Consider the following 11,928-nt stretch of genomic DNA (forward strand, 5'->3'; position numbering starts at 1 on the left):
CCTCCGTACGTCAGGTCCGGAAGGTCGCCTTCTGACCGGTTGGACACGAGGCGCGTGAGCTGGACGGGTCCGGCATACACGGGTGTACGGAGTGCTGGTATCCGCCGAATGAGCGGTCTCACATCAGAACTGTGCTTACGAACCGCCCGCCGCGGCAATACGTATCGGTATGTCGAGCCGCAGCCAGGAGGCTGGAGCATGAGCATCTGGTGGTCACTCCATTTGCGGCGCGAAGCTGCGAGCGTTCCGCTCGCCCGTCGCTTCCTGCTCGGCACCATGGAGTCCGCGGGCGTGGATCCGGACATCTCCTTCGACCTGTCGCTCGCGCTCAGCGAAGCCTGTGCGAACGCCGTCGAGCACGGCGGGGAGCAGAGGGGTGCCGACGACCGCGTCGCCCCCGGGGACTGTGACCCATGGGACGCGTGGGACTCCTGGAGCGAGCAGTCCGGTACGGCCTCCGGGCAGTACTGGGTCACCGCATATCTGGACGGTGAGAAATGCCGTATCGAAGTCGCCGACTCGGGGCCCGGCTTCCCCGCGCGGCGTGTGCTTCGCACTGCCGAACAGCCGCATGCGCATCAACCGCCCGCGCACCATCCGCAGCAGCTCCCGCCGCTCAGCGCCGAGGACGGCCGAGGACTCTGCCTCATCGAACAGCTCGCCGACCACGTCCACTTCGCCAACCGCCCGGGGCGTGGTGCGGTGGTGAGCTTCGACAAGGTCCTGAAATGGCGGGAGGGCGCCCTGCTCATGGTGTCCTGAGCGGAGCGCCCTCCGACGCGCGGTGCGGTCACGACCGGTCGATGATCAGCGTTTGATCAGCCCTTGAGCTGAGCCATCCAGGCCTCGACCTCGTCGGCCTGGCGCGGCAGCTTGTCGGAGAGGTTCCGGTTGCCGTCCTCGGTGACGAGGATGTCGTCCTCGATCCGGACGCCGATGCCGCGGTACTCCTCCGGCACGGTCAGGTCGTCGGCCTGGAAGTACAGACCGGGCTCGACGGTGAGGCAGACGCCGGGCTCCAGCGTCCCGTTGACGTACGTCTCGGTGCGTGCGGCGGCGCAGTCGTGGACGTCCATGCCGAGCATGTGGCCGGTGCCGTGCAGGGTCCAGCGACGCTGCAGACCCAGCTCCAGGACCTTGTCCACGGACAGGTCGCCCAGCAGACCCCACTCGACGAGCTTCTCGGTGAGCACGCGCTGCGCGGCGTCGTGGAAGTCGCGGTAGGCCGCGCCGGGCTTGACGGCCGCGATTCCCGCCTCCTGGGCCTCGTACACCGCGTCGTAGATCTTCCGCTGCAGCGGCGTGAACGTGCCGTTGATGGGAAGGGTCCGCGTCACATCGGCGGTGTAGAGGTCATTGGTCTCCACACCGGCGTCGAGCAGCAGCAGTTCGCCGGAGCGCACGGGGCCGTCGTTGCGCACCCAGTGCAAGGTGGTGGCGTGGGGGCCCGCCGCGCAGATCGAGCCGTAGCCGATGTCGTTGCCCTCGATGCGGGCGCGCAGGAAGAACGTGCCCTCGATGTAGCGCTCGCTGGTCGCCTCGGCCTTGTCGAGGACCTTCACGACGTCCTCGAAGCCTCGTGCCGTGGCATCGCAGGCCTTCGCCAGCTCGGCGATCTCGAAGGCATCCTTGACCAGGCGCGCTTCGGAGAGGAAGACCCGCAGCTCCTCGTCGCGCTCCGCGGTGACCTTGTCGGTCAGCGCGGACTCGATGCCCGAGTCGTGGCCGCGGACGTTACGGACCGGTCCGGTGGCCTCGGTCAGCGCGGCCGGGAGCTGACGTACGTCCTTCGCCGGGATGCCCAGCAGCTGCTCGGCCTCGGCCAGGGAGTGGCGGCGGCCGACCCACAGCTCGCCCTGGCCGTCGAGCCAGAACTCGCCGTTCTCGCGGTTGGAGCGCGGCAGCAGGTAGATGGTCGCCTCGTGCCCGTCCTCCTTCGGCTCCAGGACGAGCACGCCGTCCTGGGTCTGGTCGCCGGTGAGGTACGCGTACTCGGTGGAGGCGCGGAAGGCGTACTCGGTGTCATTGGAACGGGTCTTCAGGTTGCCCGCGGGAATGACCAGACGCTCGCCGGGGAAGCGCGCGGACAGTGCGGCGCGGCGGGCCGCAGTGTGCTCGGCCTGGGCGATCGGCTCGAGACCGTGCAGCTCGGTGTCGGCCCATCCCGACTTCATGTTGGCGGCGAGCTCATCGGAGACGCCCGGGTACAGGCCGTTCTTCCGCTGCTTGACCGTCTCTGTCTCTTCGGTCTCCGGGGTCTCCGGGGTGGGCTCCTCAGACACGACTTGTCTCTCCTTGATACGACACTGGACCCCGTCCATCGTACGGGCGTGCGGAAGGGGGCCCAGGGCCGGAAGACCTCTTACAGAGACCGGCTGCCGAGACTTGTTGCAGAGACTGATCACAAAGACCGATCGGAGAGACCGGCCGAACCACCTGCTCGGCCGAATCGCGAAGCTCCGCCGATGACGCGGGTCAGTCGAAGCGTGCGGCCAGAATGACGACGTCCTCGGCGCTGTCGACCTGGTCGAGCCCGTTCGGCAGGACGGTCCGCAGCACATGGTCGGCCACCGATCCTGCGTCCCGGCGCAGCGCCTTCGGTACGCTCGCGGCCGCCGAGTGGAGCCGTGCGAACGCCCGGTCCATCGAGTCGCCGGTGCGGCGCAGCAGCCCGTCGGTGTACAGCAGCAGCGTCTCGCCGGGCGCCGGAGCGAACTCCACGCTCGGCGCCTCCCAGCAGGCGAGCATGCCCAGCGGCGCGGACAGGGTTGTCTCGACGAACTCCGTGCGCCGGTCGCCGGTCACCAGCGGTGGGGTGTGCCCGGCACCGGCCAGCACGATCTTGCGTGCGGCGGGCTCGCAGCAGGCGAAGAGCGCAGTAGCGGACCGTGCGGGTTCGGTCAGCCGCAGCAGTAGCTCCAGATCGGAGAGCACGGCAACCGGATCCTCGCCCTCCATCACCGCGTACGCCCGCAGACCGGCCCGCAGCCGTCCCATGGCAGTCAGCGCGCTGGGCCCGGAGCCGCCCACCGAACCGACGGCGAGACCGAGCGCACCCTCCGGCAGCGCCATCGCGTCGTACCAGTCACCGCCGCCGCGCGGTGCGGCGCGATGGCGGGCGGCCAGCTGTACGCCGGGGACCCGGGGCAGCCGGCCGGGCCGCAGCTCCTCGGTGAGGGCGGCCACTTCTGCCCTGGCCCGGTGCAGCTCCAGCAGCCGGGCCAGGTGCGCGCCCGCGTAACGGGCGTAGAGACCGATGAGGTGGCGCTGGCGTTCCAGGGGTTCGGCGGGCTCGTCGTAGAGCCAGACGGCCGCGCCGAGCCGTCCGGTCGCGGCGGTGGTCAGGGGCAGCGCGTAGCTGGCGGCGTATCCGAGCCGGGCGGCGACTTCGCGGTGGCGGGGGTCCAGGCCTGTGTCGCCGAGCAGATCGGGGCTGGTCTGGGGTCCTTCGGCGCCCGGGAGGCCGTCCAGGATCCTGCCGTACGAGGTTGCGCTGCGCGGCACCGTCTCGATGTGGCCGAGCTCGGCGTGGGCGAGTCCGAGACCGATGGTGGAGACCGGGCCGCGACGGTCGGAGGGTTCGAAGACGATCAGCCCGCGGCGGGCGCCGACCAGGGCCGCACCGGCACCGAGCAGCTCGTGCAACGCGTCGTCGAGGGTGTTGGTTCCGGCCAGGCGCTCGGTGAGCTCGTGCAGCGTGGTGAGGTCGGAGACCCAACCGGCCAGACGGTCTTGAAGAAAGGCCCCTGGCGCGGCCGGCACATCGTCCAGAGAGCCGGCAGTGTGCGCTGAAACAGGAACTGTGGGATCGATTCCAGCCACTTTCGGCAGGTGAGGGGCGCTCATGGCAACCGGCTTTCCGACCAGTGCGTTTCGTCGAATAGCATCGCAAACCCCCATGTCATTCTGCGCCGCTATCAGTGCATCCACATGTACACGCACAAGTAAGCAGATGTCCAGCATTGTCCCTGCTGGATTCGTGGTGTCCGCGGACTGCTAAGTTGGCCCAAAAATGCACCCTATGGACGCTATTTGCTGTCGACTGGGTCTGGCTCGACAGGGGGTTACCTCGGGGTGAAGTCCCGGGGGAGCGTCATTCCGGGCATGCTGGGTACGTAATCGGTGATGAACCAGGGGTAGTTCTATCGCCCCGGAACCTGGCAGCGAGCCCGGACGTCCTCACATGTGACGGCCGCGCCCCACCCCCGAGTGGCGGGGTTGTGCACCATGGAACGGCAGGCGCGATGCGCGCTGCCCCTCGCCATGTTTTTGGCTGGACCGGCTCAGCTCGACTCGGCTCACGCTCGGTACCGACGGGTTACCCGTACCGCAGACTTAGAGAACATGTACGCATGGTGAAGTAATGCACACGTGGCGTGACGCACGCGTGTTGTGATGTGGCCCTCGGCGTTCAACGGAAAGGAACGAGCGCTCATGCGCGAGATCCTCGGAAGGCGACGCAGGCTCCGGCTCCGGCGCAAGGCACGGCCCGCCCAGCTCGACGCGGCCCTGACCTGCGCCACCGCATGGCAGTGGCCCGTGCTTCCCGGAGTGGGGCTGAGCGCAGGCGGTGGTCGCGGTGACCGCGGCCGTGGCTGTGCCTGCCCCGATCCCGAGTGCGTCGTACCCGGCGCACACCCCTTCGACCCCGGTCTCCTCGCGGCGACCACCGACGAGCGCATGGTGCGCTGGTGGTGGACCAATCGGCCGACCGCGCCGATCATGCTGGCCACCGGCGGCCGTGCCCCGTGCGCGCTCAGCCTGCCGGCCATGGCCGGCGCCCGGGCGCTGACCGAGCTCGACCGCATGGGGATGCGGCTCGGTCCGGTGGTGGCGACGCCGACGCGGTGGTCGCTGCTGGTCGCTCCCTACACCCTCGAACAGCTCGGCGAGCTGTTGCACGCCAAGGACTGGGTGCCCAGTTCGCTGCGTTTCCACGGCGAGGGGGGCTATCTCGTCCTTCCCCCGTCCGAGGTGGGTACGGGGCAGGTGCGCTGGGAACGGGCTCCACTGCCCGGCCCTGTGACGCCCTGGCTGCCGGGCGTGGAGGCGGTCCTGGACGCGCTGGTCGAAGCAAGCAACAGCGCTCCCGACGGCGGCAGCCGGCTCGCGTACTGAGAGCGGCCGGTCGGGCGTCGGCGGAGACCGGTGGGGCTCCCGAGCGGGCGTACGGGCTGCCGCTCGGCTCACTCGTTCGGGTGTGAGCCGGTCGAGTTCTGCGTTAAATGAGTGCGCTCCACCCCGGCATCCGCTTTTCCGTCGATATCTTCGGCGCACCGTCAGGAATTCCCGCGCAGTCGACAGGTGGGGCTGCCACGGATCTCCGCATGATCGTTATGGCGGGCGTGGTGGTCTCCGCCGTCGTGCTTCCGCTCGCGGCTTCTGCGGAACCCCCGGGCGGCCTCGGTCTCGTACCGCGCAATGCAAAGCCTGCCGATGCAAAGTCCAGTCATGGCGGGCTTTCTGATGGACCTTCCGGAACCGGTGCGAAGGAGCCTTCGAAGGAGTATTCGGGGGCGCTTTCAAAGGGATCTTCACGGGGGAGTTCCTGGCCCGGACTTCTGTCCGATACCGACCTGCCGAGCGGTCGCGGGAAAGTCGGCGGGCCCGGCGGAGGGGGCGGCTCCGCCTTCACCGGATCGGCCGGTTCCGCGCTGCGGACCGTCGCCGGTGCGGTCCCGAGCTGACCTCCCCCGAGGGCGTCGAAGGGCAGACCTGTGTCATGACCGACGGACGTGCCACATGGGCGCGCAGCTACTACCGCAATACGACGGGTGACGAACTCCGGTCCGTACTCACGCTGATGGGACCCGGAGGCAGGGCCGTCGAAACGCACTGCGCGGTGGAGTCGCAGGACGAGCCGGGCGGCTGCGAGACGCCGCGTCGCTCGTCCTGCGGAGGTCCTGACGAGTGCCTGGCGGCGGGGTGCCCGACGGGACGGCCGAGGAGGTTCCGCTGCTGCTGAGGTCCGGATCCAATCCGGCGCCTTCCGTGGCGGGTTGACGCCGGTTCCGCAGTCGCCGTGCCCGGTCCCGTGCGTCGCTCCGTGCGCCGTGTCCGGGCATGAGAACGCCCGGTCGCTGGCGACGGGGGATGCACCAGCGACCGGGCTTCTAGAACGGTAACAAGAGATCTGCCGTTCGCAAATTCGATCTCGCTTATTCGGACAGCTATTTACTTGCGGGTACTGTGAGTTGTGACGTGAGTCACCGATCGGCCCGCCGCTGTCGTCACGCGGACACGGTCAGCTGAGCGTCACCTGGCGGTTGGTGAGACCGCCGCGGGCCCGCCGCTCGTCCGCGGTGAGCGGAGCATCCGAGGCGAGCGCGTGCGCCAGCCGCTCCGCGAGCTCGGCCGCGGGCTTCTCGCACTCCTCGGCCCCCATCGCGCTCGGCAGATCCCAGACCGGGACCATCAGTCCGTGCGCGCGGAAGGAGCCGACCAGCCGCGTCCCCTCACCGAGCGAGGAGGTGCCGGCGGCGTGCAGCCGGGCGAGCGCGTCGAGGAGCTGTTCCTCGGGGTGCGGCATGACCCAGCGCAGGTGGTTCTTCTCCGGGGTCTCGCACCAGTACGCAGCGTCCACGCCGGAGAGCATGGTGGTCGGGATCGCCGCCTCGTTCGCACGCTCCAGGGATGCCGACACCTCGGGCGTGACGCTCTCCGCGTCCGGGACCCAGAACTCGAAGCCGGAGTGGACGACCGGCTCGAACGCGGCTTCCGGGTCGAGCAGGTCCTGCAGGCGCGGCCCGTCGGCCGGTACGCGCCGGGCGGCGACGGGTGAGCCCGGCTCGGTGGCCAGCGCGCGTTGCAGGGTGTCCGCGAGGTCGCGGCTGAGGTCGCCGGAGGAGGTGTCGTTCTGCAGGGCGAGCAGGACGGAGCCGTCGTCGCGGCGCAGCGCCGGCCACGCCATCGGCAGCACGGTCGCGAGCGTCACGGACGGCACGCCCTCGGGCAGTCCGCCCTTCAGGGTCAGCTCGACCGTTGCGGCGGGCACCAGCTCGCGCAGGGCGACCCAGTCGCACTCACCCGCCAGGCCCTCGAACGGGCGCTGGATCAGCTCGGTCACGGCGTGGGCGGCGGCGCGGCCGTGACAGGCCTTGTAGCGGCGGCCCGAACCGCACGGGCAGGGCTCGCGAGCCCCGACCACCGGGATCTCGCCGTCCTTGAGCTGCTGCTTCCCGGCCTTGGTCTGAGGGCGCTTCTTGGCCATGGTGGGCTTTCTCCCGATTGCGACAGTGCGGTCTGGGCCGCGAGCCTAGCCGCCCGTGTCGGGTCCGGGACACAGACGCCCGGGGCGCATGGGGTACGTACGCCGGAGCGCCGGTGTGTCGCGCTCCGTTGAGCGGCCCCCGGGCCCCGTCCGGACATCGGTGCACAGGCTCATCCGTACACAGGTTCGCAAGCCCGTCAGTTCACCGGTCCGTGCGTACGCCGAACCGGTGCATCGACCTCGGGCCACGTCAGCCCGCGTCGTCGAAGGCGTCGGCGAGGTCCAGCCCGTCGAGCCCCGGCAGATGCCCGTTCCCGTGGCCGTGCCCCCGGCCCTCGCTGACCAGCACCCACACGGTGACCTCGCCGGACGAGCTGTCGCGTACGCCCCACTCCTCGGCGAGCGCGCTGATGATGTTGAGCCCGCGGCCACCGCGGGCCGTCACGGACGGTGTGGCAGGAATCGGTCGGGTCGGACCGCCTCCGTCCGTCACTTCGACGGTCAGCCCACCTGTTCTGTCGACGTGCCAGGCGGCACGTACGTCGCCGTCACCCACATCTGTGTGTCGGCCCAGCGGCCTGCCGTGTCGGCAGGCATTGCTGAGAAGTTCGGAAAGGATCAATACAGCATCGTCGACGACCGAATCCGACACCCCGTAGCTGCGCAATTGCTCGCGCATCCGGTGCCGCGCCTGCCCCACGCCCGCAGGGCCATGGGGTACGGCCATGCTCGACGACGTGGGCACTTCCTGTGCCACCACCAACGCCACCCCCGAGACCTCCTTTGCCCCACGCCACGGAGTGGATGCCCTCCTGGACTGGACCGGAAACCGGCCAATGGCCCGCCAGTGACGCATTCGTAACGATCGAATACAGGCTGAATGCGCCGGTGTACACCCTGTAACTGATGTTAAAAGCGACCCAGTTGGGACAGGACCTGTTTTGGGCGGTTTGTGATGATTGCCTCGACGCCAAGGCGGGCGCAGAGCTCCACGTCCTCGGGTTCATTGACCGTCCAGACGTGCACGCGGTGGCCGGCGCGGTGCAGCCGCTCGATGTAGCCCGGGTGACTGCGTACGATCCGCAGCCCCGGACCGGCGATCCGGGCACCGGCCGGCAGCCGCCCGTCGCGCAGCCGCGGCGAGACGAACTGCATCAGATAAACGGTGGGCAGGGTGGGCGAGGCTGCCTGAATGCGGTGCAGGGAGCGTGCCGAGAAGCTCATGATCCGGACCGGCGAGGGGCCCTCGTCCGGCGGAGTGTCGAGCTCGAAGCGCTTCAGCAGATGCAGCAGCCGTTCCTCCACCTGGCCCGCCCAGCGAGTGGGGTGTTTGGTCTCGATGGCCAGCTGGAGGGGGCGACCGGCAGCACGCGTCTCGACGACCAGCTCGAGCAGTCGCTCCAGAGTGAGTACGGAGGTGAGCTCGCCCGGCACCGGATCCCAGTCCGGGGACTCCTCGCGGTCCTTCCAGGAGCCGAAGTCGAGGGCGGCGAGTTCGGCGAGTTCCAGGGCGGAGACGGCGCCGCGGCCGTTGGACGTACGGTTCACCCGGCGGTCGTGCACGCAGACGAGGTGGCCGTCGGAGGTGAGCCGTACATCGCACTCCAGCGCGTCCGCGCCGTCCTCGATGGCCTTCCGGTAGGCGGCCAGGGTGTGCTCGGGAGCGTCGTCGGACGCCCCGCGGTGTGCGATGACCTGGATGGGATGCTGCATGGTGTGCTGCCGTGCGTGGGTCACCGCGTCATGGTGCCACCGAGTGGCGGCGGGGATGCGTACCTTGCGGTGGGGGACCGTTTTGCCGGATATAAAGATTGGTGCACGGACGCACAGGTCCTGCTTACAGTGGCCTGACGGGTCATGGGAAAAGCTGGCTCCGGACACGTACACAGCGGATCTCTTGCCGAAAATTGATGAGGAACCGAGGAGTAAAGAGCTGTGAGCACAGAGAACGAGGGCAACGAGGGCACTGCGGCTCAGGCCGTTCCGTCCGTTCCGTCCGCACCTCCCGTGCCGGCCGCTGCTCCTGAGGGCACGCCTGCGCCCCCGTCGGCGCCCGCGGGCCCGGATTCGTCGGACGCGGCGGCGACGCAGCAGTCCGGGCCGGCGATGGACTGGCCGCCGCCGCAGCCCTCCGGGCCGCAGCACGCGCCGTCCGCGCAGCCGGCCGGTGCCTGGCCGCCGCCCCCGCCTGCCGTTCCCGCGTACGCGCAGGGCGCGGGTGGTGGCGGTGGGCCCGTGTGGGGGACGGCCGGCCAGCTGCCGCCGGAGGCCCCGCGAAAGAGGCGCGGCAGCGGCCTGGTGGCCGCGGTGGCCGTCGCGGCCCTCGTGGCGGGCGGGGTCGGCGGCGCCCTCGGCTACTGGGCTGCCGACCGGAACGACAGCGGCAACTCCTCCGGTTCGACCACGGTCACGGCGTCGACCAATCCGCAGGCCCTCAAGCGCGACCCCGGCACGGTCGCGGGCGTCGCGGCCAAGGCGCTGCCCAGCGTGGTCACCATCGACGCGCAGAACGGCGACGGCGAGGGCGGCACGGGCACCGGCTTCGTGTACGACAAGGAAGGCCACATCCTCACCAACAACCACGTGGTGGCTTCCGCGGCGAACAGTGGCCAGCTCACGGCGACGTTCTCCAACGGCAAGAAGTACGACGCCGAGGTGGTCGGCCGCGCGGAGGGTTACGACGTCGCCGTACTGAAGCTCAAGAACGCGCCGTCGGGGCTCTCCCCGCTGGCCCTCGGCAACTCGGACCAGGTCGCGGTCGGCGATTCGACGATCGCGATCGGTGCGCCGTTCGGTCTGTCCAACACGGTCACGACCGGCATCATCAGCGCGAAGAACCGCCCGGTCGCCTCCGGTGACGGTTCCGGCGGCAGCAACTCCTACATGAGCGCACTGCAGACCGACGCCTCGATCAACCCGGGCAACTCCGGCGGTCCGCTGCTTGATGCGCGCGGTGCGGTCATCGGTATCAACTCGGCCATCCAGTCGACCGGCAGCAGCGGCCAGGCCCAGGCGGGATCCATCGGCCTCGGCTTCGCGATCCCGATCAACCAGGCGGAGAACGTCGCCCAGCAGCTGATCAAGACCGGTCAGCCGGTCTACCCGGTGATCGGTGCCACGGTCACCATGGACGAGAAGACCGGCGGCGCCGTCATCTCGGACCAGGGCTCGGGCGGCACGCCGCCCGTCAGCCCGGACGGTCCCGCCGCCAAGGCCGGTCTCAAGGCGGGCGACGTCATCACCAAGTTCAACGAGACGGTGATCGACAGCGGCCCGACCCTGATCGGCGAGATCTGGACCCACAAGCCGGGCGACAAGGTCACGCTGACCTACAAGCGCGACGGCAAGGTGTCGACGGCCGAAGTCACCCTGGGGGAGCGCAAGGGCGACAGCTGACCGGCTAGGCTGTCCTCGCGTCAAGGCCGGTCGATGACCGATGACGTGGGGTGGGTTGCCCGAGCGGCCTAAGGGAACGGTCTTGAAAACCGTCGTGGCAGCGATGTCACCGTGGGTTCAAATCCCACACCCACCGCAACACCTGTGAAGGGGCGTCCGAGAGGGCGCCCCTTCTGCGTGCGCGGCCGACGGTGTCGAGTCCGGTCGGCGGTGCGGGCTCAGGGGAATCGGTCGGGACGGTCGGCGTCCTCCGGGCCCATGGGGCGGCCGGAGGTGAGGCGGGCGGCTGAGGCGATGGTGGCTCGGGCCTCGCGTTCGGTGAGGCCGGTGCGGACGGCGGCGTCGGTGAGGGCGTCCGCCAGGGCTTCGCCGAAGCCGTGTTCGTACGCACGGCAAGCAGCCCAGAAGAGACGGGTGTTGCGCTGTCCTTCGTGTGCCGCGAGAACGAACTGGACCAGGCCCCGGCCGTGGTGGGGGCGGCCGGAGGGGTGGTGAGGACGTGCGGGGGGCGTGAGCAGCCGGAGGAGCGCGCGGGGGCAGGGGGCCGGGGAGAGATCGGCGGCGCCGGGAGCGAGGCGGTAGGTGCCGCGGGCGGTGACCGAGCCGGGACCGACCAGGTAGCCGCCGGTGCCGCGGATGTCGATGCCGGGGGCGAGGCGGCTTGCGGAATTCGGTACGGATATGCCGGGCGGGCCGGTGAGCCAGATGTGGCGGCCGCCGCTGGGAGTGATCACCGTGACCGTCGGCGGGATGGTGAACAGGTGGTGCAGGGCCAGTTGCTGGAGGGCCGCCACGGAGTCCATCCGGCCGGTGGTGTCGACGTCGAGGTCGACGCCGATGAGGTGGTGCGGGGCCAGGCCGCAGGCGATTCCGTAGCCGGTGGCCCAGGGGGCGGCGGCGAAGAGGGCGCGTACGGCAGCAGGGTTCGTGGTGGCGTCGTGGACGCCGTGTCCAGGGAGACCGCAGGCGCCCCGGCACGTGACCGGCCGGTCCTCGTCGTGGTGCGGAGAGCGCAGGGCAGGGAGCTTGGTGGCGGACAGCGGGATGACGGGGAGCCCGTGCTCGGCGGCGGAGAGCGCGTGGGCGAGGGCCAGGGTGGCGGTCTGCCGGTCGGTGATGGCCATAGCTCTATGTTCGTACAACTGTTCGAATAAAGGAAGGGGTGGCGGGGGTGAGCGGCGGGCGACGGTGGAGGGTGGGGCCGGATCGGTTGCTGTGGATCGGACGAGTGGATCGGGCGGGGTGGAAGGGCGGGAAATGTGCCGAAACGCTTTTCCTCCTGGGTGCGCGGGATTGCGTGGTGTCGGGGGTGTGTGCCGGGG

9 protein-coding genes and 1 tRNA gene are annotated in these 11,928 nt (G+C 70.0%); 4 read left to right on the top strand and 6 right to left on the bottom strand.

Annotated elements, in window-relative coordinates; all coding sequences use genetic code 11:
- Positions 1-198 precede the first annotated feature (198 nt).
- Complete coding sequence (locus OHA03_RS14215) at positions 199-762, top strand: ATP-binding protein (protein WP_267004227.1); 564 nt, start codon at positions 199-201, stop codon at positions 760-762.
- Positions 763-818: 56 nt separating this feature from the next.
- Here the strand turns inward: OHA03_RS14215 and OHA03_RS14220 are convergent, their stop codons facing one another.
- Positions 819-2,282 carry an aminopeptidase P family protein gene (locus OHA03_RS14220; RefSeq protein ID WP_267004229.1) on the bottom strand — a complete coding sequence of 488 codons (1,464 nt, stop codon included), beginning with the start codon at positions 2,280-2,282 and terminating at the stop codon, positions 819-821.
- 193 nt (positions 2,283-2,475) lie between these two features.
- Entirely contained in the window at positions 2,476-3,963 is a 1,488-nt protein-coding gene (locus OHA03_RS14225) for a PP2C family protein-serine/threonine phosphatase (protein ID WP_267004231.1), read from the bottom strand.
- Positions 3,964-4,434: 471 nt separating this feature from the next.
- On the opposite strand from OHA03_RS14225, the gene OHA03_RS14230 reads away from it, so the two are divergent.
- Positions 4,435-5,118, top strand: coding sequence for a bifunctional DNA primase/polymerase (locus OHA03_RS14230; protein ID WP_267004233.1), 684 nt, complete (start codon positions 4,435-4,437; stop codon positions 5,116-5,118).
- A 1,126-nt stretch (positions 5,119-6,244) separates the two neighbouring features.
- Here OHA03_RS14230 and OHA03_RS14240 read toward each other — a convergent pair.
- From OHA03_RS14240 to OHA03_RS14250, 3 genes are all read right to left on the bottom strand, one after another.
- Positions 6,245-7,210: a DUF5926 family protein gene (locus OHA03_RS14240; RefSeq protein WP_267004235.1), complete on the bottom strand. Its 966-nt coding sequence runs from the start codon at positions 7,208-7,210 to the stop codon at positions 6,245-6,247.
- A gap of 250 nt (positions 7,211-7,460) precedes the next feature.
- The gene (locus OHA03_RS14245) at positions 7,461-8,066 is read right to left on the bottom strand and encodes an ATP-binding protein (protein ID WP_267004236.1); all 606 of its coding nucleotides are present in this window, start codon (positions 8,064-8,066) and stop codon (positions 7,461-7,463) included.
- A 53-nt stretch (positions 8,067-8,119) separates the two neighbouring features.
- On the bottom strand, positions 8,120-8,947 hold the full coding sequence (locus OHA03_RS14250; RefSeq protein WP_267004237.1) for a glycerophosphodiester phosphodiesterase: 828 nt from the start codon (positions 8,945-8,947) through the stop codon (positions 8,120-8,122).
- A 198-nt stretch (positions 8,948-9,145) separates the two neighbouring features.
- Between OHA03_RS14250 and OHA03_RS14255 the strand changes: the two genes are divergently transcribed.
- Together OHA03_RS14255 and OHA03_RS14260 are read left to right on the top strand one after the other, a co-directional pair.
- The gene (locus tag OHA03_RS14255; protein WP_267004238.1) at positions 9,146-10,606 is read left to right on the top strand and encodes a S1C family serine protease; all 1,461 of its coding nucleotides are present in this window, start codon (positions 9,146-9,148) and stop codon (positions 10,604-10,606) included.
- A 49-nt stretch (positions 10,607-10,655) separates the two neighbouring features.
- A tRNA-Ser gene (locus OHA03_RS14260) sits at positions 10,656-10,742 on the top strand.
- Between the two features lie 82 nt (positions 10,743-10,824).
- Here the strand turns inward: OHA03_RS14260 and OHA03_RS14265 are convergent.
- Positions 10,825-11,730: a bifunctional DNA primase/polymerase gene (locus tag OHA03_RS14265; RefSeq protein ID WP_267004239.1), complete on the bottom strand. Its 906-nt coding sequence runs from the start codon at positions 11,728-11,730 to the stop codon at positions 10,825-10,827.
- Between the last annotated feature and the right edge of the window lie 198 nt (positions 11,731-11,928).

Origin of the sequence: Streptomyces sp. NBC_00154 (assembly GCF_026342835.1) — a bacterium.
GTDB lineage: Bacteria > Actinomycetota > Actinomycetes > Streptomycetales > Streptomycetaceae > Streptomyces.